The sequence below is a fragment of the Hoeflea sp. AS60 genome (assembly GCF_038900115.1).
In the GTDB taxonomy this organism is placed as follows: Bacteria; Pseudomonadota; Alphaproteobacteria; order Rhizobiales; family Rhizobiaceae; genus Hoeflea.
Genome location: NZ_JBBMQP010000001.1, coordinates 1,106,181 through 1,133,165, shown reverse-complemented (window position 1 = coordinate 1,133,165; position 26,985 = coordinate 1,106,181). Strand labels below are relative to the sequence as shown.

The following is a 26,985-nucleotide window of genomic DNA, read 5'->3' as shown; positions in this document are numbered from 1 at the left end:
AGATGGGTCTACAGCTCATTAATGTGCCGGATAGCCTTCACCACCCGTTCAGCCTGCCTCTGGTCTACCCAGATCGGAAGATTGACGACGCTGGCGTTCAGGCGCCTTGTTTCGTCAAAGGGTCCTTGGGTTGACGCGAGTTCCCGATAGGCCTTCATGTCAGGTACGCAATAGTCGATCAGGCGTCCAAGCTCAATGCCGCGTTTTGCTGCAGCCTTGACCAGGTCACCCGGATCATCCACCCGCACGACATAATGGGAGTAGGTTGCGCCGTCGACAAGAGGCGGGCGCCCTTCCGGGCACACGTCCGCCAGAGCCTCGTCATAGAAGGCTGCGATGCGGCGTCTCCGGTCGATGATGTTTCGGTACTCGGCGCATTGGCGAACACCGACACTGGCTTCGGCGCGGCCGATCTGGACCAGGTAGTCGGCGGGCATGTCGATCAGCGTCTCGTCGTAGTAGCGAACAAAGCGATCAATCAGACCGAGATCGGCGATCCGCTTGACGATGCTGAAGACGGGCGGGGCCAGGGCTGTCGTTGCCGCGGCAAGATAAACCGCGCGCTTGAAAACGCCGCCGCCATTCGCTTCGAGCCGATGATCGCGAAGATCGCGCAATTTTGTCGCAAGCTCCGCGTCATCGGTGGTGATCATGCCGCCGAAGATTGAGGTCATCAGTTTGGAGATATTGAGGCCGAAAATAGCGGCGCGGCCGTTTTTCTGCACCGGGCGGCCCTTCCATTCGGCAGCAAAAGAATGGGCGCAATCCTGAATGATGATCACATGCGGATGCCGCGCTGCGATGGCGTCGAGACGGTCGAGATCCACCGGATAACCGTGGATCGAGGTTGCGATGATCGCGCCGGTGTTTTCCGTAATAGCGGCCTCGGCCTGGTCGAGGTCCATGTTGAAGCCGCCTGCTTCACTGTCAACGAACACCGGCTTTGCCTCCGACAGCACGACGGCGTGCGCCACCACGACGCAGGTGTAGGCGGGCAGGATGATCTCGCGGCCGGAGAGGTCAAGAGCCTCCATCAGCAGCAATTGCGCCGTGCGGCCATAGGGAAAGGCAACCGCGTGGGCTTGCTCCATGGTGGCAGCGAAAGCACGCTCAAAATCCTCGACGGAGTTTTCGGCGCGAACGGCGGCGATGATATCAGCGGGGCCGATCGCCGGCCTGAGACGCGGGATCATGCGTCCGTGCCCCCGGTGTCGCCGCGCTGCCAATAGCCCGCGCTTGCCATATGGATGACGGAAAAAGGCTCCTTGATCGGCACGCGCTGGAGATCGCGCGGCTCCCAGCTGTCGTTTGTCGAAAGATCAGGGCCAAGCCTGATTTCGCGCCGGAACCGGCCCGCCGATTTACCGCCGGCGCTGACAAGCAGTCCGGCGATCATCCGTTTCACCAATGCGCCGACAGCCGGGATGCGCATCACCGAGATCGACAGCAAGCGCAGGACAAGGACATTGTAGGGATTGGGCAGAGGCATGCTTCGCACGGTGAGTTGACCTTCGACAAGGAGGGTCCCCTCATCCAAAGTGATCCGAGGCGCCGGATCACCCTGGCTGGTCAGCTGCTTGCCACCAGCGGCAGCGAACACCAGCCCGGTATCATTGAGAACCATGCGGCCTTCATGCCAGTGACAGATCACCGCCTTGCGGGCCGAAATGACGGTGTGGTGGGTTGGGCCGATGTCGGCCAACAGCCCTGCCTCCGGCAGCCAGTGCCGACCGATCGAAGCGGGCGAAGCCGGTTCTGACGGGTCCTCACCCGATGCTGCTTCCAGCGCCTGGCAATAATTGTTGAAGACGGGTGACAGGTTCGGCGTGTCGATTGCTGACAGCGTGACCGGCGCCTGATTCCGGATCGACGGTCTCATCCAATCGGCAAGCGCGCCGGCGGGGACACAGCGATCGCGGAGCAGCTCCATGGCGGCGGGGTAATAGATGCGCGTTGCCCGGCTGCCATAGATGCCGCCGAACGATCCGTCGGGATGGGCGAAATTGGCAAGAAAGCTCGCGCCGCGATCCAGCGCGTCCCAAAGCCGCGGCGAATTGAGGATTTCGGCCGCGTCTGCGAGATGGGTCATGCACAGGGTCTGATATCCGGGATCAGCGCCGCCGTACTCATCAAACCAGCCTTCGGGCGATTGCCGGTCGAGAATGCGGTCAATCAGCTGTTCGGCCTTGGCGCGGGCCTTGGCATCGCCATGCAGCCGGTCCCAGCGCAACAGGGCCGCCGCCGCTGTTGCCAGGTGGTTGGAGATGAAGCCGTGGGTTTCATCACGGGTGATCAGAAACCGGACTGCCGGAGCAAGCGCTGACGATTGCGCGATTGCATGTCCGGCCTGCATTGTTTCGAGCCGTTCGACGGCGCAAAGATGGTCGTAGACCACCAAAGCCGTCACACAATAGGACTGCTCATAGGGCAAGGCTTCCTCGAAGCTGCCATCAGCGCGCATCAAGCGCGGTGTTGCCGCCAGCATGGAATTGACCAGAGCCTGTATTCTGGCCGGATCGACCGCCGGTCCGAAGGCGTCCATTGCCACCAGCGAGCTCAGACCGTTGACGGGTCCCTGAAGCGTGCCATTGACGAAATCGGTGAGCTTCCAGGCCCAGAAGCGGCGATCGCCGATGCCTCGCGTCAGGCTCAGCGGGTCCCGGTCGGCCAGGGCGAGGATACGCGGCAACGCTGCGTCGATCTCCACCGCATAGGCATTGCACTCAAACCGTTGATCCAGAAGCCTGAGCATCAGCGTCCTTCCTTGACGCCCGGCGGCTGAAGCTGGACGCCCAGCTTGTCGTCAAACTGGCGGATCCAGCTTTCGAGGCATAGCAGCATCCAGATCCGGTGCGTGGCGATTTCATCAAGCGGGCGGATCCGGCGGCGCCAGGAGCCGAGATATCTCTCAACATGGCTTTCAAGCGCCTTTGGTTCGAAAAGGCGGTTAAGCGCGCTGGCCTCGCCACACAAGCGCTCGCGCATCCAGCCGCTCAGCGGTCCACGCAACCAGGCGCCGAGCGGATTGGGAAACCCGCGCTTTGGCATCGAGAACAAGGCTTCAGGCAGGATGCCCCGTGCAGCGGCCCGCGGTACCGCCTTGAGTGCGCCAGCGTCAAGCTTGACCTCGGCGGGAAGAGACAAGGCAAAGGCGACAAGCTCGTTGTCGAGAAACGGTGTGCGCGATTCGAGCGCATGGGCCATCGACACCTTGTCCTCGACGACCAGCAGGCCGGGGAGGTAATCGCGCAGATATTGCCGCATGAGACGGTCAAAGGCGGTGCCCGCGACAGGCTCGGTCACGGTGCCCGGCGATGCTTTCAACGCCGACGTCACGCCATTGCAAAGCAGACGCTGCCGCAATGCCGGCGAGAACAGGCGCGGCAGGAAGGGTTTCTCGCGCCCGCTGAGCGCGGCGAGCGCAAAATAGCCGATGTGGGGCAGCTCAGAGATCCGCAGGGACCTCAAAGCCTTGAAAAAGGCCGCTGGACTGCGTTTGAGCGCCTGGACCAGTAGCACGAACTTGAACACCGGATAGCCAGAAAACAATTCATCGCCGCCATGCCCGGTCAGCACCACCTTGTGGGTCTTGGCAACCTCCATGGCGACGAGATACTGGGGCAGCGCGCCAGTCCCCATGCGTGGCTCTTCAAGCGCGAAAACCAGATCATCGAAATGCGTTCGGAAGCTTTCGGCGTTGATGGAGGCCAGCCGATGCGGCAGACCGCGCGATGCGGCAACCATGGCGGCTCCGGATGCTTCATCATACCAGCCGCCAGCATCGAACCTGCCGGTAAAGGCAGTCGGTCCACCATCGGCGCTGAGACGGTCGGCGGCGGCGAGCGTGACCATTCCGCTGTCGATACCGGCGCTGAGATAGGAGGCCAGCGGCACATCGCTCATGAGATGCCGATCGATTGCTTCGCCGAATGTGGCCTTGAAGCCAGACACTGCCTCAGGAAAGGACATGTCGGCAGCCTCATAAAGGCCCGGATCGGCGAAGCAGAAATCCTCGATGCCGTTGCCGTCGATCCGAATCCGGTGGCCAGGCTCGACCAGACAAACGCCCTCAAGCATGGTCTGGGCGCCAAAACGGTTCTCATAGGTGAGATATTGCGACAGGCCTGACGCCGAAATCGACCATTCGCGCCAACCGCTGGCGGCGACAATGGCGCGCATGTCGGAGGCGAACAGGGTTTGGGCGCCGTCGTTCCAATAGTAGATCGGCTTGATCCCCATCCTGTCACGGACAAGGTGAAGGGCCTTCTGGTCTGCGTCCCAGAGCGCAATGGCAAACATGCCATTAAAGCGGCGGAAGCTGTCTTCGCCCCACTGCCGCCAGGCGTGAATGACCGTCTCGCTGTCGCAATCAGAGACAAACACATGGCCGTGCTGCTCCAGTTCGCGGCGCAGTTCGGTGTAGTTGTAGATCTCGCCATTGACCGAAATCGCGATGTGGCCATCGCCCGAAATCATCGGCTGGCGGCCGCGTTCGGAAAGATCGACAATCGCCAGGCGGCGATGGCCCAGCACGATGCCCGGCGCCTGCCAGCTGCCCTCGCCGTCAGGTCCGCGGTGCTCCATCTGCCGCAGCATGGTTGCAACGGCTTCAGCCGATGCGTCCGGTCCATGGCTGCCACAGATGCCGCACATCAGTCTGTCTTGTCCCGCTCGAGGTCCTTCAGCCGGTCATTCATCCGCGCCATCAGAAGGTACAACTCCTCAAACTGCTTCTTGCTTTGCAGGGATTGGAAATAGAACGCGAAGAATACCAGCAGGACGACCGCACTGCCGGCGGTCAGGGTCATGGTCAGGCTGCCTTGCAACAGCGTTTCGCGAAGACCGTAATACACTGCGTAAAAGAAGCCGTGCTCCATGAAGCCGACAGTCCGGATAAGCCAGCCGCCGATGAGTGTCATGGCTCCGATGAAAATGATCATCGACAACGCCGCCACCGGCAGGAACAACATCGCACCCGGACGCAGAACGTAATTGTAGACGAGATGCGAGGCGATGGTTCCAGACAGGGCGAAAAGCGGAAAGGAACTGCCTTTGCCCACCCGCTTGGCGCGGGACTTGTCGCGCCAGTCGAGCGTGGCCGGAATTTCGGCCAGCCGGTAGCCAAAGAGATTGGCTTTCTGGATGATCTCGATGTGCAAATCCTTGCCGTCGCTGACCAGTTCGAGTTTCTTGACGACCTCGCGGCGGTAGGCACGGACAATGCAGGTGAGCGTGTGCAACTGACCGCGCACGCCGGCACTCAAGACCTTGTTGCCGTAGAGGGACAGCTTGGCGCGCATCCAGGGCACGTTTCTGACGACGCCATCGGGGTGATAGGCAGAGGCGAGCACGATATCGGCCTTGCCTTCCTCGAGCGGCGCCAGCATGCGCGGGATGTGATCAGGCGAATAGGACAGATCGGAATCAAGCGTGACCACATAGTCGCCGACAGCAGCAGCAAATCCGGTGCGCACACCGGCACCACGGCCGCGGTTGCGCGCATGCCGCTCGACCCGCAAGTTCGGCATGTCGAGTGCTTCAAGCTTGTCGCTCATGCCATCCGTGGACCCATCATCGACAACGATGATCTCGAACGAGCGGCCGGGCATTGCATTCTTCATGAAGATATCCAGTTCGCTCACGGTCGCTTGGATGATAGCGGCTTCATTGTACGCCGGAATGATGAGGGAAATTTCGGTCATGAGATCAGCCTCAACCCGCCGGTGGCGGGATCCTGCTCATAGCGCTCGCCAGATTCGGGGCACACCAGATCATCGCCAAGCCGCGCGCCGCGCCGCGAAACCCAGCCGAACGGTTTGGCGGGCGAGCCGATCCAGAGCCCGTGCGGCGGGACATCCTTGGTCACTGTGGAGCCGGATCCAATCATGCAATATTCGCCCAGCGTGTTGCCGCAGATGATGGTGGCATTGGCGCCGATAGTAGCGCCGCGCTTGACCAGCGTCTTGAGGAATTCATGCTTGCGGCTGACATGGGCACGCGGCGTCTTGACGTTGGTGAAAACGCAGGACGGGCCGCAAAACACGTCATCCTCGAGTTCGACGCCGTTGTAGAGACTGACATTGTTCTGGATCTTGCAATTGGTGCCGACGGTGACCGCCGGGCCGATGACGACATTTTGCCCAATAATGGTGTCGCCGCCGATGATGCTGCCCGACAGGATGTGGCTGAAATGCCAGATCTTGGAATTGGCGCCTATGGTTACGCCATCATCGACGATCGCCGTGTCGTGCACGAAATACTCGGGCTTTGTCGCAGTGCCGAGCTTGGCGCGCAGCTGTGTCTCGGCCTGTTCGAGAACGCCCAGCACGCGAAGCCCTTCGGCAGCGTCGGTGAGTGCCGGCCTGTTGGCGGCGGCGGCTTCGACGAAATGCCGACATTCCTCGCGCAGCGGTTCGGCCTGGGCAACCTCAATGAAGCGGGCCTCCCCCTTGGAAGCCACTGGCCGGCCATCGACCCATTCGACCTTGCTGTCATAGACTTCAAGCTTCTCGTTCCAGGTGCGCACATCATCAAACACGGCCATGCCCTTGTCGCCGACCACGACAAGACGCTGTTCCTTGAACGGATGCAGCCAGGAGACCAGAATGTGGGCTTCCAGACCGCTGGGGAAGCCAAGATGGGTGGTGGCGAAATCGGCAAGATGCGGGGTGACATGAGCGGTGCCGGTCGCCATGACCGAATTCGGCGCCTCGCCGGCGAGCGCCAGCACCATGGAAATGTCGTGCGGGGCAAAACTCCACAGCACGTTCTCCTCCTGGCGGATTTTGCCCAGACTCATGCGGTTGGAATAGACATAGCGCGGCGTTCCGATATCGCCGGCCCTGACCAGCGCAAGCAGCGCCTTGAAGACAGGGTGATACTGCAGAAGGTGGCCGACCATCAGGACGCGACCGGCCTTTTTGGCAACAGTTGCGAGCTTTTCACCATCGGCGACCGAAAGCGCCAGCGGCTTCTCGACGAAGACGTGCTTTCCGGCTTCAAGCATCTGGGCTGCGACCGGCAGATGCAGCTCGGCTGGGACCGCAACGCAGACGGCATCGATATCGGAGCTGCCGGCGATTTCATCTGGCGACAGGGCGGGAACGCCGTAGTCGGCACTGAACTGGGCAGCGGTGGCGGGATTGGCGTCGCTGATTGCACGCAGGACACCGAGTGCTGCAATATTCTTGACTATGTTCTTGCCCCAACCACCACAACCGATGACAGCCACGCGCATATCGCTGGTGCTCATTCAATGTCTCCCTGAACCCGAAAACGGCAGATAATGATGCCCGGGCCTGAACTTTGCTGGCCCATATGGCAATTGTGGATGACCGATAACGGAGGCGCGATAAGACTGCAAGGCCGGGACCATTGCGCCTCCCCCGGAAAAAGCGGCAAATGAGCGGGTTCGAACTGGATGGCCGGATAATCTGAACGACACAATGAGCGGCCCGTTTAAGCCAGAGAACTGCTCGATTGAAGACCGAAAGCTGCAAGCGCTCTGAGGCGAGATGCCGGTGCAAATTCTGAACGATCAGCGCCAACCGGACCATAAATGCAATGCGGCCGGCAATATGATGCGATAAGGGCCCAAACGCCACAGATTCGGCGCTTTACGCGATTGCCTTTTTCTGCTGGCCTGCTAAATCGCGGCATATGACAAACACGCCGCTTTCCCATATTCGCAATTTTTCGATCGTCGCGCACATCGACCATGGCAAATCGACGCTGGCCGACCGGTTGATCCAGACCTGCGGAGGCCTTGCCGAGCGCGAGATGAGCAAGCAAGTGCTCGACTCGATGGATATCGAGAAAGAGCGCGGGATCACCATCAAGGCCCAGACAGTCCGGCTGCACTATACCGCCAAGGACGGCGAGATGTATGTGCTCAACCTGATTGACACGCCGGGCCATGTCGACTTCGCCTATGAGGTATCGCGGTCACTGCGGGCATGCGAAGGCTCGCTGCTGGTGGTCGACGCGTCTCAGGGCGTCGAGGCGCAAACGCTCGCCAATGTCTACGCAGCGCTCGATGCCGATCACGAGATCGTGCCGGTCTTGAACAAGATCGACCTGCCGGCCGCGGAACCCGACCGGATCAAGGAACAGATCGAAGAGGTGATCGGGCTTGACGCGTCCGACGCGGTGATGATTTCCGCCAAGACGGGCATAGGCATACCTGAAGTGCTGGAAGCCATTGTCAAAAGATTGCCGCCCCCCAAAGGTGGCAACGTCAAGGATCCGCTCAAGGCCATGCTGGTCGACAGCTGGTATGACACCTATCTCGGCGTCATCGTGCTGGTGCGGGTCATCGACGGCGAAATGAAAAAAGGCCAGCAGATCCGGCTCATGGGCACCGATGCCCGCTACACAGTCGAGCGGATCGGCGTGATCACACCCAAGCTGGTGGCCATGGAATCGCTGGGACCCGGCGAAATCGGCTTCATCACCGCCTCGATCAAGGAAGTGGCCGACACACGCGTCGGTGACACGATCACCGAAGATCGACGGCCGACGGCCGAGGCCCTGCCAGGCTTCAAGCCGGCGCAGCCGGTTGTGTTCTGCGGTCTGTTCCCGGTCGATGCGGCAGATTTCGAAGAACTGCGCGCGGCCATGGGCAAGCTACGCCTCAATGATGCGTCGTTCTCGTTTGAAATGGAAACCTCCGCCGCACTTGGTTTCGGTTTCCGCTGCGGCTTCCTCGGACTGCTGCATCTGGAAATCATCCAGGAGCGGCTGGAACGCGAATTCAATCTCGATCTGATCGCCACGGCGCCGTCGGTTGTCTACCGTCTGAACATGACCAATGGCGATGTCATGGAGCTGCATAACCCGGCCGACATGCCGGATGTGGTCAAGATCAAGAGCATTGAAGAGCCGTGGATCAAGGCCACGATCCTGACGCCTGACGAATATCTCGGCGCGATCCTGAAACTCTGCCAGGACCGGCGCGGCATCCAGACCGACCTGTCCTATGTCGGCAAGCGGGCGATGGTGACCTATGCGCTGCCGCTCAACGAAGTGGTTTTCGATTTCTACGACCGGCTGAAGTCGATCTCCAAGGGCTACGCCAGCTTCGACTACCATATCACCGGCCATGAGGAAGGCGATCTGGTCAGGATGTCGATCCTGGTCAATGACGAGCCCGTGGATGCGCTGTCGATGCTGGTGCACCGCTCGGCTGCTGAAAAGCGCGGCCGTGTGATGTGCGAAAAGCTGAAAGACCTGATCCCGCGGCACATGTTCAAGATCCCGATCCAGGCTGCCATCGGCGGCAAGGTGGTGGCGCGCGAGACCATCTCTGCCATGCGCAAGGACGTGACCGCCAAGTGCTACGGCGGCGACGCCACCCGCAAGCGCAAGCTGCTCGACAAGCAGAAGGCCGGCAAGAAGCGGATGCGCCAGTTCGGCAAGGTCGACATCCCGCAGGAAGCCTTCATCGAGGCGCTGAAGATCGGCGATTAATCGATTGTCCGCCGGTCGGTTTGATCGGTGGACGATGCACTCCTGAACATTTATGAATTAAATGCACGATTTCGGGCGGCTGGCGAAGGCAACCGCTGGAGCCGTTCAGTTCGGCAGCGGCAGCGCCGTGCGGCGGCTCTGGCTCCATTGCCACAGGATGTGACCGATCAGCGCCAGGAACACCACCCCGCCCCCCATCAGGGTTCGGGGCGCGGGAACTTCCGCATGGATAAGCCAGACCCAGATTGGCCCCAACACCGGCTCCATGGTCGAAATGAGTGCTGCCAGCGCCGAGGGGATCAGCCGTGCGCCGGTGGCAAACATCGCCATGCCGAGACCCAGATTGAAGGCGCCAAACAGAAACAAGAGGCCGAAATCGCGGGGGCTCACCATCAATCCCGACGACATCATCACTCCGACCACGGTCGCAATCGCCACACCGAGGCAGACCGCCGGTGTCATCCGCACGCCGGAGAACCGACGGGTGATCACCGTTGCGCCGGCAAAGACCACCGCAATCAGCAGCGCCAACCCGTCGCCGATGAAAGACATGTTTGCGGCGAAGGAATCGGACACCATCACCGCGATGCCGGCAATCACCACGAGGATCGCCGCCCACGTGACCCTGTCCACAGCTTCGCGCAGGAACACCACGCCGAGAAGTGCTGCGATCAGCGGCACGCCCGCTTGCATCAGAAGGATGTTGGCGACACTTGTGTAGCCAAGCGCCACCACGAAGGAGATCGACGCGGTGGCAAAGCACAGCGCCACGCCGATACCTGGCAGACCCATACCGGCAAACAGCCGGAGCGTGCCTGCCGGACCGTCGCGCCAAAGCATGAAGACAATCAGGAACAGGGCCGCAAAAATGGATCGCCAGGCGATGATCGTCCATGGATCGCCGATTTCGAGTCCTCGGGCAATTGCGCCCCCAAAACTCCAGGCCAGCGCCGCACCAAAGACCAACAGCGCCCCACGCCCGACATCAGATCGATCTGATTGAGTCGAAGCTGGTTTCAGGGTTGGGTCGGTGGAAACAGGGGCCATTGCCAACTCTAAATCCGGGCGCGATATCTTGGAAGCGGGCAAGCGCGACATTTCTCGACGCGAACGAACTGTCGCGCCACTGCACGCGACCGACATCAGCCGTACATCGAGGCCCGCGTCCCCGCAACTGCCTGTCAAGCATCAATAATGGGGCAGCGTTGCGGACAACATGATGCAAAAACAAGATAATTGAGACGGCTATGCATTCTGCCGTTGACACAGCAGCGCAGACCCCCTAAATCCGCGCCAATGCCCAGATGGCGGAATTGGTAGACGCGCTACGTTCAGGTCGTAGTTCTCGCAAGGGAGTGGAGGTTCGAGTCCTCTTCTGGGCACCATTATTCCACGATTTCTCTCAAAGAAATCAATGTATTCAAGGCCTTGCGCTCTCTCGGAGTACAGTTTTCCGTACAGTTCGGAGGACAGCGTGAGGCTTTCCGTGGCGTTGAAGTACCTCAGGAAAACCAAAGGTGGCATAGGCTACCGCCGTGAAGTTCCTAAAGAGCTTCGGCCCGGCATTGGGTTTTCCACCTTCACACACCCCCTAGGGAAGACGGAAGCGGAAGCCGCTCGCAACTGGAGCACTAACAACGCCGCTTTTGAGACGCTGGTAAAGGAAGCTCGAAGGGCGCTGTCGAAGCTCCCTACTACCGCTACCCCATTGACGCTCTTTAGCGATACCCTCGGCTACCTGAGGGGCGTCAAGTTGAACCCGTGGGAAGTTGGCGTAGAGGAAGCCGATCCAGCCTCAGTGGCGTTAACAACAGGGCGAGAGGCGGCAGCGGAAGCCATCATCGACGCCTCCCCCGTTGGGCACGACGGGACTATTCAGCTCTCTCCTACAGACGAGAGGCGGGTTCGGGCACTGCATAGTGGTATGGGGTCAGCACCGTCTCCGAAGCTGAGCGAAGCTGTGGCGCTGTATCTGACTGAACAACCAGCCCAAGCCACCCTAAAGAACCGGCAACGCATCGGTAGGATTGTGCGACGGCTTGAGGCGGTAGCAGGCAAGGACCCGTTGGTGAGTGAGATAACGCGACAAGACGCCCGTGCCATTCGAGACAAACTAGTGGCGGACGCCAAGGCAGCAGGGATCGCGAACCTGGTCACGAACAAAGACGAGCATGCCGGCATGGGCATGCTCGTCAGTAGTCGGCATGTGCTGACCTGCGCGCACGTCGTCAACGCTGCCCGTGGCAGGGATGCAGAGGCAAAGGAACCGAACGAGGGCGATTTCCGGAAGCAACAGGTAGAAGTCCGGTTCCCGATGCTGCCGGTCAGCACCGACACGATGCGCACCGGCAGGATCGTCGCTTGGCGCGACGTCGGGGAGACGCCACTCGACGACATCGCAGTGATCGAGCTCGACCAGGATGCGCCCGAGGAAGTTGGGCTGGCACTGCTTGCGGACGTTTCCGGCCATTCGCTGGACGGCGACCGCCTCAGCGTCTTCGGCATCGCACCAGGCCGCAGCATCGGCAACCATGTCGACGCGCGCTTCATGGGCCAGAACACTGACGCCTGGATCCAGGTAGCCAGCAGCGAAAGCGCGCAGGATTTCATCGACGGCGGCTACAGCGGTGGCGCCGTGTGGGACAACGTCCACGAAGCCGTGGTGGGCATGATCGTGCGCAAATACAACTCGGATAAAGAGCGCATCGCCTACATGATCCCGGTTGCCGACATAGCTGCCTTCTGGCCGGAACTGCCGCATGAGAGGCGAACGCTGTCACCCTCATTCATGCGTGGATGGACGACGTTTTCGATCGTGTTCTTCCTGTTGCTTCTGGTGCACTTCCAGGCCGAGCGCGGCACCGAAATGTTCCAGCCCATTTCCATGGGCCAATCGACAGGGCTGCTCAACGCATTCTGGGGCATGCATCTGTTCGCGTTCTTGGCGCCCATCCTCTTCTTCATGTTCTTGGCCTTCGCGCGGTCGCGGCAGCTTCACCCATGGTGGCAGCGCGTTCCGTCCTTCGGCAGCTTCCACACCATTCCGGTCGCCTCAAGCATGCGCCGAACTGCGGTGCTCACGCTTACCCTGCTGATACTGCTGCCGCTTGCCGCGCAGGTGCATTTCATCAGGAAGGTGCTGAGCGAGGGACATCTCTACATCTATGCGCACACATTCGGTTATGAGGCCGGGCAGCTTGAGGGCTGCACCGCCGAGGCCAAGCCGGTGTGCATCGCGCCTAGTGAGGGGCTCATGGACTTGGTTGAGCCGATCAACGGTAAAGAAGGTGGTTATTGGGACAATGCCTATCATTTTGGACCGGCAGATGCTGACAAGGGGAGTACTGTAACGTTTTTCCCCGTTCTTCAGCAGGCGGTAATCCTCGGCCTCACATTTCTATCGTTTGTCGTCGCCGGCTTTGTCATTCACAAAATCTTAGCCAACCCATCCAAGCCAAGACTATTGGACAGTTAGTTATAAGCCTGATCTCTTGATCAAGGTGAAATGGACATTTCCAGGTTCTGATGTGACCAGTTCATGACCCTTGATGACGTTGCCCCCCAGGTTTTATCCAGCGTTGCGGTCGTTTCCGGCGTTCATGTTGCCTTGATATGCGGTTGATACGATAGGCTGTGGCGCAGAGCTTTCCATGCTGTGCAGCGCCAGCGCACGGCGGGGGGTGAAGGTTGAGGCCACCTCGTTTGGTGTTTGCCAGTTGAGTTGGGCCTGTGGCCGGCCGCGATTGCGATCAATCGGCCATTTGATCAGGCTCTCCCAAGCAAAGGGCAACGACCATAAAGTGTCTCACCGGATCGGTGATTTCGTTCTGAATGTCAGACAGTTGATCTGATTTCTCTACTAAAGTCAGGAGCTGATTTCTGACATTTCAGGCCGATCAGCATTGCGATCTCCGGTTTAGCAATTTCAGTCAACTGATATTCCCTTTCAAACACTTATAATATTCGTCTGGTCTCCAATAAACTGCACAGACATCAGCTTTTGAGTACCTCACTTCTGTGGTGCCAAGCCCCCACTTGAAAAGACATCAAAAACAATTCAAGAACCGGCTCGGAAGATTTTGCGGTTTCGTGTCCGCTTTTGGAGGACGTGAAGACATAGATCATGACGGAGCGTTTTCTACATGAATCCGGGCCGGCCGTGGCCCTGCTGCCCTACGGCAAGCGGGTGACACATCGCATGTCCCGATTGTCTCTTGATGAGCTTATCTGGCCTGTCGGGCGCCCTGAAAGACTGGGAAGCGGCTGCGTCTCCGATATGAGCAGCGACGATCATCTCCTGGCCTATGCCACATCGCGGCTGCTCTATATGCCGCGTCCGGGAATCAAGGCAAAAATCTCAATCCTGGTTGTCGAACCGCAAGCGGTTCAGGGCCGCAAGATTGCCTGGCTGAAGCTGCTCTGGCGGCGGTTTTACCGCGTACTGAGCGCCGATCCGTCGCTGCTGGCCACCGCACCCAATGGAGAGCGCTATCTGTTTGGCTCCACCTGGGTGCCGGACTGGCGCGATGTCGACGTCAGCAAGAGCCGCATGCTGTCGCTGATCGCGTCGTCCAAGACCGACCTTGAAGGCCACCGTCTCAGGCATGAGGTGATCGACTGGATCCGGGCGAAAGCCATCGACGCTGACGTTCTGGGCCGCGGCTATGCACCGTTTGAGCGAAAGTCTGACGGGCTTGCGCCATACCGCTATTCGGTGATCATCGAGAATGTGCGGGAACCCGATTATTTTACCGAGAAGCTGATTGATTGCCTGCTGTGCGAAACCGTGCCTATCTATTGGGGCGCACAGCGCATCACGGAGACTTTCGACCCGGGCGGCATGCTGATCTGTCAGTCGCTCGATGAAATCAAAGCCGCAATTGCGACGATATCTCCAGAGGATTATCAGTCACGGCTTGAATTTATCGCCAAGAACAAGGAAAAAGCGGCGCGCTACGCCAACCATGAACTGGCGGCGGCCCGCATCGTTGAAAAAGCGGCCCAGAGGGACAAACGCCAGCCATGACTGATTCCACATCGCAGAAAACCGCCCTCATTACCGGCGTCACCGGACAGGATGGCGCCTATCTGTCCGAATTCCTGCTCAAGAAGGGCTATCAGGTGCATGGCATCAAGCGGCGGACGTCGCTGTTCAACACTGCCCGCATCGATCATCTTTTCGACGGCGAATACGGGCGTTCGGGCCAGTTCGTGCTGCACCACGGCGACATGACCGACTCCTCGTCGCTCACCCATATCCTGCAGCAGACCAAGCCCGACGAGGTCTACAATCTCGCCGCCCAGAGCCATGTCGCGGTGTCGTTCGAAGAGCCGGAATATACCGCCAACTCCGATGCGCTGGGCACACTTCGACTGCTGGAAGCCATCCGTATCCTGGGACTGAAGGACAAGAGCCGGTTCTACCAGGCCTCGACCTCGGAACTCTACGGCCTTGTGCAGGAAACCCCGCAGACCGAACGCACTCCGTTCTACCCGCGCTCGCCCTATGGCGTGGCAAAGCTTTACGCCTACTGGATCACGATCAACTACCGCGAGGCCTACGGGCTCTTTGCTTGCAACGGCATCCTGTTCAACCACGAAAGCCCGTTGCGCGGCGAGACCTTCGTCACCCGCAAGATCACCCGCGCGCTGGCGCGGATCAAGCTCGGCCAGCAGGAAATGCTGAAGCTCGGCAATCTCGACGCGCTGCGCGACTGGGGCCATGCCCGCGACTATGTCGAGATGCAGTGGCTGATGCTGCAGCAGGATCAACCCGAAGATTTCGTCATCGCCACCGGGGTGCAGTATTCGGTGCGCGATTTCGTGCTGGCGGCCGCCGACGCGCTCGGTATGACCATCCATTTCGAAGGCGAAGGCGTCAACGAAGTCGGCCGCGATGGGTCGGGCAAGGTCATCGTTTCAGTCGATCCGCGCTATTTCCGCCCGACCGAGGTTGAAACGCTTCTGGGCGACGCCTCCAAGGCCAAGCAGAAGCTTGGCTGGACTCCGCAGACGTCCTTCGCCGATCTGGTCGCAGAGATGGCGGCAGCGGATCTGGCCGAGGCCGAACGGAATGGCTGACACCGCCTGGCCTTCAGCAAAGAGCGCGCGCCAATGAAGATTGTCCTGACAGGCGGCAACGGCATGGTCGGCCGCAACATCCGCGATCATGCGGAAGCCTCGCAGCACGAAGTGATCGCACCGGCGAGCCGCGAGCTTGACCTCACCGACGGCCAGGCGACGGAGGCCTATGTCGCCCGCGTGAAGCCGGACATGATCATCCATGCCGCGGGCCGCGTTGGCGGGATTCAGGCCAATATGGCGCACCCGGTGGAGTTTCTGGTCGAGAATCTCGACATGGGACGCAACATCATCATGGCCGCGCGGAAAGCTGCCGTTCCGCAGCTCATCAATATCGGCAGTTCCTGCATGTATCCGCGCGCAGCATCCAATCCGCTGGAAGAAAGCTCGGTGCTGGCGGGCGAACTGGAGCCGACCAACGAAGGCTATGCGTTGGCCAAGGTAATGACGGCAAGGCTTTGTGACTATGTCCGCCGGTCAGATCCGGAGCTGGCCTACAAGACGATCATCCCGTGCAACATCTTCGGCATCCACGACAAATTCGACCCCGCCGTCTCGCATCTGCTGCCCGCCATCATCCGCAAGGTTGATGAGGCCAAACGAACGGGTGCTGACAGTGTCGAGATCTGGGGCAGCGGTGAGGCAAGACGCGAATTCATGTTTGCCTCCGATCTCGCCGACGGCATCTGGAACGCGGTGACGCGGTTTGAGAGCCTGCCCGGCATGATGAACATGGGCGTGGGCCATGATCATTCGATCAATGATTACTATGCAGCCGTGGCCCGAGTGATCGGCTGGCAGGGTGATTTCACCCATGACCTTACCAAGCCCGTCGGCATGAAACAGAAGCTGGTTTCGGTGGCGATGCAACGCAAGTTCGGCTGGCTGCCGTCGACCCCGCTCGATGACGCAATCGCCCGGACCTATGCCCATTTCCGCGCGCTGCCGGCCGCGGACCAGGAGACTAGATCGTGACAGAGAAATCATTTCCGCTGGCCACAAGCTCCTGGGACGAAAAGGAATATGCGGCGATAGACCGGGTGGTCAAATCCGGCTTCTTCTCCATGGGCAAGGAAGTCGCAGCCTTCGAAAAGCTGTTCGCCGAGCAGTTGGGCGCGCCCTATGCGGTGATGTCGAATTCAGGTTCGTCGGCCAATCTGCTGTTTGTCGCGGCACTCAGGTATCATTCGCGCTTCAAGCTCGCGCCCGGCGACGAAGTGATCGTGCCTGCGGTGTCGTGGAGCACCACCTATTATCCGCTTTACCAGTACGGCCTGCGTCTGAAATTCGTCGATATCGACCTCGATACGCTGAACTTCGATCTCGACCAGCTTGAAGCTGCGATCAGTGACCGGACCCGCGCCATTCTGGCGGTCAATCTTCTGGGCAACCCCAATGATTTCGACCGGATAAAATCGATCATCGGCGACCGCAATATCGTGCTGCTCGAAGACAATTGCGAATCTCTCGGCGCGACATTCAACGGACAGCAGGCAGGCACCTTCGGTCTGGCGGGAAGCTACTCGGCGTTTTTCTCGCATCATATTTCCACCATGGAAGGCGGCGTCACCGTCACCCATGACGAGGAGCTGTTCCACATCATGCTGAGCCTTCGGGCGCACGGCTGGACCCGTAACCTGCCCAGCCCGAACCATGTCACCGGCATGAAGGGCGATGATCCATTCGAGGAAGCCTTCCGCTTTGTGCTCCCGGGCTACAACCTGCGGCCACTGGAGATGAGCGGCGCCATCGGCGTCGAACAGATGGCAAAACTCCCGATGATCGTAGACAACCGCCGCAAGAATGCGGTTCTGTTCAAGCAGGTCATGGCCGATTTCCCGCAGTTGCGCACCCAGCGCGAGATTGGTGAGAGCAGCTGGTTCGGCTTCTCGATAATCATCGACCCGGAATGCGGCAAGAGCCGCAAGGAGCTGGTCGCCTGCTTTGAGCGGCACGGGATAGAGGCACGCCCGATCGTGGCGGGCAATTTCGCCAAGAACGAAGTGGTGACGCGCTACATGGATCACGAGATCCATGGCGGGCTGCCGAATGCCGAACTGGCCGACAGCAACGGGCTGTTCATCGGCAACCATCATTACCCGCTCGACAAGCCGATGGACCAGCTTGCCGTGGCGCTGGAAGCCGCCCTCGGGTAGGGCTTTTTCCTGAGAGCGATGCATCAACCGGCCAAGGTTGCACGCGACGGCGTGTCATGCGGTGCTGCCGGCAATATCGGGGCTGAAGTTCGGGATTCCGCATGCTGCAAAATCCGCAGCGACCTCGGGTATGGCTATGACGCCGAGATGAATTTCATCCATGAACCAGTGCCGTGCGGATTTTCCGTCCGTCCCCAGAAATGGCCCGAACATGTCGATGAAAGGCAGATCGCGTTGTTGGCAATACTCGCGCATCCGATCACGCATGCAGCCGAGCGCCTGATTGCGTAGCGCCCAGGCGTCGGCATAGGCGGGAGTGTGCGCATTGTTCAGATGCATTCGCTTGCTGCGAGGGATCAAGTTCTTCAGAACCCGGTAGGCGGCGCGTGCAACGTGATTGTTTCGGCTCTTGCGCAGCATCCGGAAAAGATGGCCTGGATCATCCATGCTATCGAAGGTTGCTGTTGGTGGTGGCGACAAGAGGCCGATATCGATGCCGCGAGCGGAGGCTTGACTGCGATACTCGTCGGCAAAATGCAGATAGTTGACCATGGCGGATTCAACGGCCATCGGAATGCCCGAGCCCTCGAACCCTGCCCGCCGCGGAATATGTACCCGGCAGTCTATTTCCCCGAACGACAAGAAAACCCTGGCGCCTGGTTCGATTACCGACAATAGCGAAAAGGCTTTTGCGCGCCCGCCCTCTGTGGCGTCTTCCCTGGTCATCGTCGCGGCCAAAGGGGCGCCCAAACGACAGATTCTGACGTTTGGAAACAGGCTGTCGGATATGGCCGGATAGCCCGGATCGATTGCATCGATACCGGAGAAGACAGAGACATGGCTGTCGCCAATGAAGTATGCCAGCGGAAGATCCTGCCTGACCGACGCCAGCTGCTTGCGTTTCCGCGCAGCTTTGCGAAACGGTACTTCCGGCACTCCCTTATAAGTCTTCCCTGACCAGCCCAACTTCATTGTACCCCTCCACAGGCGCAATTCCGTTTATTGGCCGTCCGGCACCATCGGTCAGAGCCTGAGCCACCCCGGCGGGGTAATGTCCGGATTGGACAGCTTCGGGCTGGCGAACCACTGCTGCGGAGCGGTGACAATCTTGCTGTGCGATGGATTGAGCCATGCTCCCCACCAGGAAAATGTCGAGTTGGCTATGATGTTGTGATCGCACAGGCTCATCAGACGCAGATCCTCGTGCGCTGTGCTGCCGTCATTGATGGCCACGGGAACAAGCTCGGCATCAAGCTTGATGTTGTCACGCACCCAAGCGGGATCATTGGAAAACAGATAGACCACCGGATCCTGCCCCGACCTTGCTCTGACTTCTTCGAGAGCCCGCTGATAATAGGCGAGCTCAGTTGAGCCATGGGCGGCCTGCGCCTTTGAATTGGTGATGTAGTCGCCCCTGCGGACATGCATGGAGACAGACGGTCCTGTCCGGATGCGCTCTCCCATGCGGGCGTTTTCGCCGCCGATGGGCTCCCTGAAGCTCAGATCGCTCCAAAGCGTTGGCACGATATCGTCAAAATAGCGCTGGGACTGAAAATAGCCGTGCAGATAACAATCAGCACCGATGCCATCGATGCGCTCGTTGAAACCGAGCTTCTGCTCGCGAACAAACCGGGGCGAACGCCCGAACTTGCGCCACCATGCATAAGCCAAAGGCCGGTTCTTTGCCGGAGGCAATTCATCTTCAGCGGCAACCCTCGCCTGAATGGCAAAATGTCCGAGATCATACTGAAACGAGTTGTCGCCGTTGAAATGACGCGCATCAAGCAGCAATTCTGCCCCGTTCCTGAGCGCGACGGCCCGACCGACCGCATACTGGAACAGCTGGTTGCCAAGCCCGCCATGCAGGCGCGATATCACACGAGCCTTTGTCATCTAACCTCCGCGCCGAATGGCAATATAATTGGTTGTCGAGAACTGCTCGTTAAATTCCCGGTAGCGCCTGACTGGTGTCAAACGGCCTCCCGGACCGGCGATGTGGATCGCGTAATTGCGAGCTTCGAAGAAATCATAAAAGTCGCGAAAGAAGGTACGGGTGTCGACATTGCAGCCACCAAACTCGAACTGCACAACCGCGACCTTGCGCTGATCAAGCATTGTGGACCCACCCTTGAGCACATCAAGCTCATGCCCCTCGACATCGATCTTGAGCATATCGATCGCTGTGATGCCGTGGCTGGCGCAATAATCGTCAAGTGTACCAAGCTTGATCGTCTCGCTCAGTTCCATCGACAGGCCGACATGGGCGAGATTGCGCTTGGTCAACGAGGCAAGGCCGGTGATGTCCGCGTCCTTGTAGAGGGTTGCCTCCCCTTCTCCAGCAGCCAGCGCCATCGGGTTGATCTTGACGCCATCCAGACCATCAAGTGATGACCTGAGTTTTACAAGATGGCTGGCGGAGGGTTCGAACACATGAACCTGCGCTGAGGGATGCATTTGCTTTGCGGCCAAGGTCCACTGACCAATATTGCCGCCCACGTCGAACAAGACCAAGGAACGTTTATCAACACCGGCTTTTGTCAAAGCTGCCGCGGCGGCTTTCATTTCGCCAGACTTGGTGACTATTCCACCATGGCCAATGCCGGTGGACTTCATCAGACGACGAACCAGCGACAAGGTCAGGCTGGACGGCAGAACGGCAGCGATCAAGGTATCAATTGCGGACATATGTGGGTGGATACCCCATTCCCAAGGGCTGGTCCAGCAGAGGCTGGGCCCAGTCGACTGCTAAATCTTTGGCCTGTCATTGAGCCGAGAGTAGGCCAGAACCTTTGCGCGGTAGAAAGGTCGCAATACTTCACGAGCGAAGCGTTCTGACATGGGTTTGTTTCGGGCCTGTATCGTCGTGCCGCCTATTTCCTGGCCCTTGTCGTGCACCCCAGATGGAATGGCAAGACCGGGGCGGATGCCCGTCACCCAATGCATTTGAACATAGGTATCAATCGGGCGATCGAAGCGCTCTGTCTGACCAAGCAACTGCTTGACCGCGGACCGCGAATAGAGGGTGCACGAAGCCCTCAGCGGCACCACCGCTGGACGGGTCAATTGAACATCATTGTGCATCGCAATCACAGGCCCTGGATCTTTGATCTGGCGCACCTGAAATTGTATCACTCCACGCTCAGCGATATTGGCGCGCGCCAGCTCGAGTGCTTCAGTGAAGACCACGCGATCCATCTCGACGTCGTCCTCAATCACCAGCCCTGCCTCGAGACCCTTATCGAGAATAGCCTGCCACGCCTTGCGGTGGCTGAGAAAGCATCCGACCTCGCCCAAGCCAAGCTTAAAGGGGTATCGCGGCGCATGAAAACTGTCAGAGGAGTAGACTGCGTCAACGTACTCACCCGACAGGGCGCGCCCGTCGACCGCCTCGATCACGTGAGCTTGCAGTGGGCAGGCGGCAAGAATGCGATCCACTTGTGGTTTCCGGGCCGAAGCACGCATCAGATGAATTATGAAGGCGTGAATATCGTTTTTACCGCTCATAGTGCACCAATATGTGACTGACTGCTTTGACCAGGCACTCCCCGGTGCTTCCAGTCTCATTCGGATGGCAAGACTTGCCTGCCGGTCGCGCAAACCTGACTTGAAATGTCACACGCTTATATGAGATTCAATTGTGAATTCATAGTAGACCGGCAAACTGACAGCGCCCCACGCCTTGCATACAAATCATGCTGTTTCCGTCGCGGATTTCTTCCTGGGATGTACCAGGAGATGGAAATCTTGGCCACATTTATCGAATTCCAGAGAAGCGGTGGGGCAGTATCCCGCGCGGCTTGCGGAGAGTGCGAGAGCAAGCCGATTATTTCGCTCGACAGATATTCCAATTGGTCGCCCAACTTGATGTGCGAACATTGCGGCTTGCCTGACACACCCCGGCGAAACCTATGGCAGATCACTCTTTGGCTTGCGGAGCACCGTGGCCTGCTGGCAGGACGGGACATTCGAAACGCAGGGGAAAGTCAAAACACGTGACAAATGGGACGACAACTTATACCTAGCACACGCGCTTTGTACCTTTCTGCCGCTCCACACATTGTGGCTGGCGCAAACGCGACTGATGAAAACCAATCGCCGAAAGCGCGAAAACTGGTCCAGGATGAACATATGACGGCGTCAAGTGAGCCCCAGCCCTACAACCAGAGAAGACGGCGGTCGATTCTTTTGCTCCTGAGCGCGGCTGGAATTGCTGCGCTGTTTATCTCCCGGTCAGCATGGCATGACGTGCCAATGCTTTACACAGGTTTGAAAGCGGTCGGCATGCTGCTCATTCTGGCCTGTATCTTTGGCAGACTTTGGAGCACCCTTTACATAGGTACGCGCAAGAACAGCGAAGTGGTGATGACGGGGCCCTATTCGATTACCCGCAACCCGCTCTACCTTTTCTCGACGATTGGGGCGTTTGGAGCAGGTCTGGTGTTCGGCTCGATAGTGGTTGCCTTTGGCCTGGGCTTGGTGAGCTATATCGTGTTCTCCATCACCGCAAATGGGGAGGCGTCCTACCTGCGCTCGCAATTTGGACCTGAGTACCTCACCTACGAAGCCGGGACCCCACAATTCTGGCCTAACTTCAGTCTCTACACCACTGCGTCCGAAGTGATGTTTTCGCCTCCTGTGCTCCAACGGGCCTTTGGAGATTCTCTCTACTTTCTTGCCGTCATCCCGCTGGTCGGCGCGGTCGAATATCTGCAATCCTCGGGATACCTTCCGGTGATTTTCTGGCTTCCCTGATCGGAGCCATTGCGGAAAATTTCAGTCTCTTGTTGAAAACCGGTTTCGTCGTTGAAGTCTTTGGAGACCGCGACACGAGCATCTTGATCGCGAGTTGATCCGGATTGGCCGACTGGCGCTTAACGCGGTAACCTGCTTCGCTGGTCGTCCAAGCTTGCAAGCTATGCCCTGGACCGGAGGTTTGAGGGTGTGCACATACAAAAAATCAGCCGGATGCAAAGCATCCGGCTGATGAAGACAGAGGCATAAAAGCCTGCGCCTATCTTAGTTGGTCGTCACGATCTTGCACCGTGTGGCGCCAGTTTCGGAAAATTCGACCTTGTCTTCGATACCCTTGGCACAGGTATCCTTCAGGGTTGCCTGCTGCTCGGGCGTTGCGGCGTCCCAGCGAGCCTGAAAGTCTGCATCTGTGCGGTCCATGCCATCTTCGTCCATCATGATGTCGACGACGGCTTTGTCACCACCGGCCATAGTTTCCATGGCTGTGCGGTTGTAAGTCTGAACGCCTTCGGCGAATGCGCCGGTTGCAAACAATGTGGCGATGGCGGTTGCTGTGATCAGCTTGTTCATGGTGTTTCCCTTTCGTTAATTCGTACGATAGGAGAACTCTGCGAGCCGAAAATGGTTCCAAAAAAATCGGGCCTTTTTTCGCGAATGCCTGATCTCTTCCGTCGACGACATAGGATGAAGCATTGGTCGAGGCGAAGCAGGACCAGCGCTTTCGCCTGTCCGGGCCGTACGTTTCCAGCCCTCAGATCTATGGCCAAAGATCAGCCTGTCGCTTCACGCATAAAGCACGGAATCATATCCATAGGCTTCACTCAGCTTCTGGCCGAGAATGTGCTTGTGCTTGTGTTCAAATGTCAGGAACTCGCTGAGCGTCGTTGAGCTCTCGCGCGGCCAGAGCAGTTGCAGGCGCCTCAATTTTGTCGGAACCCTGATGCCCGCATCCTCGGCACGCACGATGATATCGGAAATATCATCCCATGTTTTCTGCATTTCATGGGCTGCGGCGAATTCGATGATAGCGGCCTTCTTTTTCTCGTCTGTCGGAGTGTTCAGCGAGGCGTTATCGAGTTCGACCTGAGCCATCTTGCGCATGTTGACCGCATTGGGCAGAAGCCAGTTTTCGACGTTCTGCATGTTTTCGGCAACGCTTCCGACGAGCTTCTCATCAAAATTGCGCATGTCGAAATTGCAGCCGGATTCGGTCAACAGCCCACGCAGAATTTCCATCAGCTTCTTGCTGTCGTTGGGCAGCAGGTCCGGATATTTCTTGTAAATGTCCGAGGCGATCCTGCTTCTGTAATAGGCATTGCTGCCAAACCGGGCGAGCAGCGATTCATAATGCTGGCCAGCCACCTTGTCTCTGGCGAGGTCGGATTCCGTCAATGTCGCTATCAGGTTTTGCAGTGCCTCTTCGCTCGCGCCCTGCTGCTGCCAGCGCCCGCCATCGGTGACGCCCGCAGGCGGTCGCTTGGCGGATTCACCCAGCGCACCGTGGAACGCATCGAAGATGTCACCGGCATGCTGCAGTTCGTCGGCCAACTGCATGAGAGTGCCACGCTCAATCGGCCTGGACTGGCCGCCGGGCTCACACAGCGCCTCAAATATCTTGGGCTCGCTGAAGGACAGCCATTCCCTGAACTCGACATCGCTGAGGCGGTCATCAATCAGGTCGACCAACTCGGCAAGGGCCGGAAGGTCATCGGCTGCTGGGCTGAGCCCGTTGATCCTGTAAACGCAAGTCCGAAGAACCGGGGTCTTGGCCAGTCGCATGATCAGGAAAGCAGCAACGATCTGGTCTTCCAGCTGCGGCAAAGCGACGAAGGCCTCGTCGCGGCCGAGCAGACTGAGAGCCCGGACCAGAATATTGCCGTCACGCGCACCCTTGAAATCGTTGTGCCTGGTCCAGAAGTTCGGATTGATCGCATCCGCCAGCAACCATGGCGCCGCATCACTTATGAATGTATCCCAGGCAAAAGCGCCCTCCGCATCCCCCATTCCATAATGAATGGCAGAGTGAACCTTCAGGGGCGTGAAGTCGAACGGCGAATAGGGTGCTCCAACCCAGTCATGCTTTGTACTGAGCGCGGCAGGAAGTGATTCAAAATCGTTGGCGTGTGACAGCGACGAACGCTTAGCCGGACGGTGCGCATCGATTTCCGCAATCTTTTTGTGGCTTGTGGTGTAGACGCCACGCAGCAATTGCAGGCCGGTCGTGTTGGCTTTGAAAGCGAGGATGCTGTCGGAGCTCAGATGCTGACCGGCACGCAGTTTACGGCCCATGGTGTCATAGAAAACGAGATGGTCGCCGGCCGAAATTTCAAAGACCGAGAGCTTGACCTTTTCGCCGCTCTCGTCGGGAAACACATCGACAAAGTAATCAGGCGATGACAGCTCGAACCAGCGGTGCTCTTGGGTGAGGATCTCAATGAGATTCTGCCCTGCATCTGCCACCTCGGTGTCATCCCAACCGTCAGTGCTGGTGAGCAACTGTCTGTAGGCCTCCACGAGGTTGTCACTGATCGACTGGAACGCGCCCGGATCGATATCGATGATATCGCTCCACTCATTGGCGCGCTGGCGATGGGCCGAGACATGCAGGAAATAGAGCCCCTGCAGCAGCGGCCGGCTTCCTTCAATGGTCAGAACAGCATTCTGGACCCGGTCATTTTCGACCGATGCCCGCGTGATGGCGGTCGCATTGTCATCTTTTCCGACGAGTTCAGCTTCCGTGATGTCATAGCCGACAGGGAAAATCTGCAGCGCGTCTTCAAGATGCGGCACCTCAAGGCGAAAACTGGAGACAGCAACAACATGTCCCATGCCCTCGCCTTCGTGGACCGGCCAGGAGGTGAAATAGCCCGCCCATCCGATGTGGGCCTTCGGTTTCTTGACATGATGAATGCGCTTGTCGGACCAAACGAACCTTGCGTCCGGATTGTCACCAGCATCTTCGGGCAGTGCGATCACAACATTGCCGTAACGCGCGTTGGGCGCGAGACCGTCGGTCTCGCTTGCCAGCTCGAATGCCTTGAGCGGCCGTGCGGTCTGAGCGTCGTCAATCAGCAGTTCAACAGAGTGGGTACCGCGCGGAAGCCGGAGCGTGCGGAGAAAGCTTTCCCGCGGTCCGATCGAGAAAACGTCAACAACGATCCCCGAGCGATTGCCCTCGCGAAAGGCATGGGGCTTGAGGTGACACAGAACGATCGCACCTTTCCGGTGCTTGACCAGTTCCTCGCCCTTTGTCGCGAAATACCCCAGTACCGCCTGGTCCTCGCCGTCCCAGGCCAGCCAGACATTCTCGCAATCTCCACCCCGATAACCCATTCGACTCTTTCCTGTACTATACAAATGGTTTATTGATCTCCAAGAGTTATAATGAAATTCAGCAAAAGGGAAAGCTGAATTGGCTGTTAATGATAACAACGAGATACATGTCGGTCTGACCGGCCCGGTGAGATCAGGGAAGACAAACTTGTTTGTCGACTTCGCAAAATGCGTCGAACTGAACTTTCATGGATTCCGTCAGCTCCACAATATCAAGATCGAAACCGACAGAACCAACCGAAAACTACTTAGAAATTACTATAGGACCCTGCCGGAAGCGACGGAGAGCGTCACCGATATTCGATTTGACCTTGAACTGGATATGCCTTCGAGTGGCGGACTTCAGCCGGCAGGCACTCTCGAGAACAAGCAGTTCACCATTCATGTCCGCGACGCGCCCGGCGAGGCAGCCTTTCCAAGCAGTGACCTTGCGGGGAAAGCGAACCCGCATGCTGAAAAGGCCAAGGAGCTTGACGAATGGTTCTCCAAGGCAAAGGGGATCGTTCTGGTCATTTCTGCCCTTCATGCCGGCAGCGACGAAGGGTTCGAGACGCTGATCGACAAGGTCGAGGATTTCTTCGAGCGCGCCGGAAAGCCGGAATTTCAGAATCTGGAACGGGTCGCCATCGCGATCAGCATGTTTGATCTGCTGCTGCTGCGATTTGGCAATCGCTCCCGGGATATTGCAACCGAGCCGGAAGCCGTGCTTGCAATCCTGCATACCCTCATGCGGCCCGCGTTTGATATCATCAAGGACTTCAGGCCTTTCCCGTCGCAGGAAAGGGATATCGATCTGCGCTTCATCGCCACTTCGAGTTATGGATTCCATCCACAACTGGGCTGCGCCAACATCGACGCCAATGCCGAGATCCTCGATCCGGGCAATTCGCGGTTTCCTGTGCCACTGACGCCGGACAATGTTCGCTATCCCTACATGACCGCCGACCCGTTCATCTTTGCGGCGCTCGGGCTCGACAGTCCGTTCCTGTTCACCCGCGACGAAATCCTCAGCGGGATATTGAAGGAACGAGATCCCTCGGCCCCAAGCCAGCCGGCGACAAATACCGCGCTCCCAGTTGCAGAGAACGCCGACGGCACCCAGGGCTAGAGCCGTCGGTATCTTTCCTGTCGCTGCGGCCTGATCGCGAGCCCGTTTGGGATCAGCCACCCCACCCCCTCAATGCAAACGGCGCCC

The 26,985-nt window shown here is 58.7% G+C and carries 20 protein-coding genes and 1 tRNA gene; 9 read left to right on the top strand and 12 right to left on the bottom strand.

Annotated features, from left to right (window positions below; translation table 11 throughout):
- Positions 1-8 precede the first annotated feature (8 nt).
- From WNZ14_RS05235 to WNZ14_RS05215, 5 genes are read right to left on the bottom strand one after another with little or no spacing between them, the layout of a single operon-like run.
- A complete protein-coding gene (locus tag WNZ14_RS05235) occupies positions 9-1,193 on the bottom strand; it encodes a DegT/DnrJ/EryC1/StrS family aminotransferase (protein WP_342867534.1) in 1,185 nt (394 codons plus the stop codon).
- Entirely contained in the window at positions 1,190-2,752 is a 1,563-nt protein-coding gene (locus tag WNZ14_RS05230; protein ID WP_342867533.1) for a hypothetical protein, read from the bottom strand. The genes WNZ14_RS05235 and WNZ14_RS05230 overlap by 4 nt, the downstream gene beginning before the upstream one ends.
- Entirely contained in the window at positions 2,752-4,653 is a 1,902-nt protein-coding gene (asnB, locus tag WNZ14_RS05225; protein ID WP_342867532.1) for an asparagine synthase (glutamine-hydrolyzing), read from the bottom strand. Before asnB ends, WNZ14_RS05230 begins: the two co-directional genes overlap by 1 nt.
- Positions 4,653-5,702 carry a glycosyltransferase family 2 protein gene (locus WNZ14_RS05220; protein ID WP_342867531.1) on the bottom strand — a complete coding sequence of 350 codons (1,050 nt, stop codon included), beginning with the start codon at positions 5,700-5,702 and terminating at the stop codon, positions 4,653-4,655. The genes asnB and WNZ14_RS05220 overlap by 1 nt, the downstream gene beginning before the upstream one ends.
- A complete protein-coding gene (locus WNZ14_RS05215; RefSeq protein WP_342867530.1) occupies positions 5,699-7,252 on the bottom strand; it encodes a Gfo/Idh/MocA family oxidoreductase in 1,554 nt (517 codons plus the stop codon). The genes WNZ14_RS05220 and WNZ14_RS05215 overlap by 4 nt, the downstream gene beginning before the upstream one ends.
- 407 nt (positions 7,253-7,659) lie before the next feature.
- Between WNZ14_RS05215 and lepA the strand changes: the two genes are divergently transcribed.
- Positions 7,660-9,468 carry a translation elongation factor 4 gene (gene lepA / locus WNZ14_RS05210; RefSeq protein ID WP_342867529.1) on the top strand — a complete coding sequence of 603 codons (1,809 nt, stop codon included), beginning with the start codon at positions 7,660-7,662 and terminating at the stop codon, positions 9,466-9,468.
- A 105-nt stretch (positions 9,469-9,573) separates the two neighbouring features.
- Here the strand turns inward: lepA and WNZ14_RS05205 are convergent, their stop codons facing one another.
- Positions 9,574-10,515 carry a DMT family transporter gene (locus WNZ14_RS05205; protein WP_342867528.1) on the bottom strand — a complete coding sequence of 314 codons (942 nt, stop codon included), beginning with the start codon at positions 10,513-10,515 and terminating at the stop codon, positions 9,574-9,576.
- A gap of 251 nt (positions 10,516-10,766) precedes the next feature.
- On the opposite strand from WNZ14_RS05205, the gene WNZ14_RS05200 reads away from it, so the two are divergent.
- The 6 genes from WNZ14_RS05200 to WNZ14_RS05175 all read left to right on the top strand — a co-directional run bounded on the left by WNZ14_RS05200 (position 10,767) and on the right by WNZ14_RS05175 (position 17,705).
- A tRNA-Leu gene (locus WNZ14_RS05200) sits at positions 10,767-10,853 on the top strand.
- Between the two features lie 89 nt (positions 10,854-10,942).
- Entirely contained in the window at positions 10,943-12,943 is a 2,001-nt protein-coding gene (locus WNZ14_RS05195; RefSeq protein WP_342867527.1) for a serine protease, read from the top strand.
- A 648-nt stretch (positions 12,944-13,591) separates the two neighbouring features.
- Positions 13,592-14,494: a glycosyltransferase family 10 gene (locus WNZ14_RS05190; protein WP_342867526.1), complete on the top strand. Its 903-nt coding sequence runs from the start codon at positions 13,592-13,594 to the stop codon at positions 14,492-14,494.
- Positions 14,491-15,549: a GDP-mannose 4,6-dehydratase gene (gene gmd, locus WNZ14_RS05185; protein ID WP_342867525.1), complete on the top strand. Its 1,059-nt coding sequence runs from the start codon at positions 14,491-14,493 to the stop codon at positions 15,547-15,549. The genes WNZ14_RS05190 and gmd overlap by 4 nt, the downstream gene beginning before the upstream one ends.
- A gap of 33 nt (positions 15,550-15,582) precedes the next feature.
- Positions 15,583-16,524, top strand: a complete 942-nt coding sequence (locus WNZ14_RS05180) for a GDP-L-fucose synthase (RefSeq protein WP_342867524.1) — start codon at positions 15,583-15,585, stop codon at positions 16,522-16,524.
- Positions 16,521-17,705, top strand: a complete 1,185-nt coding sequence (locus tag WNZ14_RS05175; protein WP_342867523.1) for a DegT/DnrJ/EryC1/StrS family aminotransferase — start codon at positions 16,521-16,523, stop codon at positions 17,703-17,705. The genes WNZ14_RS05180 and WNZ14_RS05175 overlap by 4 nt, the downstream gene beginning before the upstream one ends.
- Positions 17,706-17,759: 54 nt before the next feature.
- Here the strand turns inward: WNZ14_RS05175 and WNZ14_RS05170 are convergent, their stop codons facing one another.
- The 4 genes from WNZ14_RS05170 to WNZ14_RS05155 are packed head-to-tail and all read right to left on the bottom strand — an operon-like array spanning position 17,760 to position 21,209.
- Entirely contained in the window at positions 17,760-18,677 is a 918-nt protein-coding gene (locus WNZ14_RS05170; protein WP_342867522.1) for a hypothetical protein, read from the bottom strand.
- Positions 18,678-18,728: 51 nt separating this feature from the next.
- Positions 18,729-19,598: an alpha-1,2-fucosyltransferase gene (locus WNZ14_RS05165; protein ID WP_342867521.1), complete on the bottom strand. Its 870-nt coding sequence runs from the start codon at positions 19,596-19,598 to the stop codon at positions 18,729-18,731.
- A complete protein-coding gene (locus WNZ14_RS05160; protein WP_342867520.1) occupies positions 19,599-20,390 on the bottom strand; it encodes an FkbM family methyltransferase in 792 nt (263 codons plus the stop codon).
- A gap of 60 nt (positions 20,391-20,450) precedes the next feature.
- Entirely contained in the window at positions 20,451-21,209 is a 759-nt protein-coding gene (locus WNZ14_RS05155; protein ID WP_342867519.1) for a glycosyltransferase family 25 protein, read from the bottom strand.
- Between the two features lie 747 nt (positions 21,210-21,956).
- Between WNZ14_RS05155 and WNZ14_RS05150 the strand changes: the two genes are divergently transcribed.
- Positions 21,957-22,457, top strand: a complete 501-nt coding sequence (locus tag WNZ14_RS05150; protein WP_342867518.1) for an isoprenylcysteine carboxylmethyltransferase family protein — start codon at positions 21,957-21,959, stop codon at positions 22,455-22,457.
- Between the two features lie 264 nt (positions 22,458-22,721).
- Here WNZ14_RS05150 and WNZ14_RS05145 read toward each other — a convergent pair whose 3' ends face one another.
- Both WNZ14_RS05145 and WNZ14_RS05140 read right to left on the bottom strand, forming a co-directional pair.
- Positions 22,722-23,027: a hypothetical protein gene (locus tag WNZ14_RS05145; RefSeq protein ID WP_342867517.1), complete on the bottom strand. Its 306-nt coding sequence runs from the start codon at positions 23,025-23,027 to the stop codon at positions 22,722-22,724.
- A 213-nt stretch (positions 23,028-23,240) separates the two neighbouring features.
- Positions 23,241-25,790 (bottom strand): hypothetical protein, encoded by a 2,550-nt coding sequence (locus WNZ14_RS05140; RefSeq protein ID WP_342867516.1) that lies wholly within the window; start codon positions 25,788-25,790, stop codon positions 23,241-23,243.
- A 79-nt stretch (positions 25,791-25,869) separates the two neighbouring features.
- On the opposite strand from WNZ14_RS05140, the gene WNZ14_RS05135 reads away from it, so the two are divergent.
- Positions 25,870-26,898, top strand: a complete 1,029-nt coding sequence (locus WNZ14_RS05135) for a hypothetical protein (protein WP_342867515.1) — start codon at positions 25,870-25,872, stop codon at positions 26,896-26,898.
- Positions 26,899-26,985: the final 87 nt, after the last annotated feature.

Bases quoted from the DNA above. Each gene is read 5' to 3' on its own strand.
- WNZ14_RS05230 (WP_342867533.1), bottom strand. From the start codon at position 2,752: ATGCTCAGGCTTCTGGATCAACGGTTTGAGTGCAATGCCTATGCGGTG.
- WNZ14_RS05180 (WP_342867524.1), top strand. From the start codon at position 15,583: ATGAAGATTGTCCTGACAGGCGGCAACGGCATGGTCGGCCGCAACATC.
- WNZ14_RS05205 (WP_342867528.1), bottom strand. From the start codon at position 10,515: ATGGCCCCTGTTTCCACCGACCCAACCCTGAAACCAGCTTCGACTCAA.
- WNZ14_RS05155 (WP_342867519.1), bottom strand. From the start codon at position 21,209: ATGAGCGGTAAAAACGATATTCACGCCTTCATAATTCATCTGATGCGT.
- WNZ14_RS05165 (WP_342867521.1), bottom strand. From the start codon at position 19,598: ATGACAAAGGCTCGTGTGATATCGCGCCTGCATGGCGGGCTTGGCAAC.
- WNZ14_RS05150 (WP_342867518.1), top strand. From the start codon at position 21,957: ATGCTTTACACAGGTTTGAAAGCGGTCGGCATGCTGCTCATTCTGGCC.
- WNZ14_RS05145 (WP_342867517.1), bottom strand. From the start codon at position 23,027: ATGAACAAGCTGATCACAGCAACCGCCATCGCCACATTGTTTGCAACC.
- asnB (WP_342867532.1), bottom strand. From the start codon at position 4,653: ATGTGCGGCATCTGTGGCAGCCATGGACCGGACGCATCGGCTGAAGCC.
- WNZ14_RS05190 (WP_342867526.1), top strand. From the start codon at position 13,592: ATGACGGAGCGTTTTCTACATGAATCCGGGCCGGCCGTGGCCCTGCTG.
- gmd (WP_342867525.1), top strand. From the start codon at position 14,491: ATGACTGATTCCACATCGCAGAAAACCGCCCTCATTACCGGCGTCACC.
- WNZ14_RS05235 (WP_342867534.1), bottom strand. From the start codon at position 1,193: ATGATCCCGCGTCTCAGGCCGGCGATCGGCCCCGCTGATATCATCGCC.
- WNZ14_RS05220 (WP_342867531.1), bottom strand. From the start codon at position 5,702: ATGACCGAAATTTCCCTCATCATTCCGGCGTACAATGAAGCCGCTATC.
- WNZ14_RS05215 (WP_342867530.1), bottom strand. From the start codon at position 7,252: ATGAGCACCAGCGATATGCGCGTGGCTGTCATCGGTTGTGGTGGTTGG.
- WNZ14_RS05140 (WP_342867516.1), bottom strand. From the start codon at position 25,790: ATGGGTTATCGGGGTGGAGATTGCGAGAATGTCTGGCTGGCCTGGGAC.
- WNZ14_RS05160 (WP_342867520.1), bottom strand. From the start codon at position 20,390: ATGTCCGCAATTGATACCTTGATCGCTGCCGTTCTGCCGTCCAGCCTG.
- WNZ14_RS05170 (WP_342867522.1), bottom strand. From the start codon at position 18,677: ATGAAGTTGGGCTGGTCAGGGAAGACTTATAAGGGAGTGCCGGAAGTA.
- lepA (WP_342867529.1), top strand. From the start codon at position 7,660: ATGACAAACACGCCGCTTTCCCATATTCGCAATTTTTCGATCGTCGCG.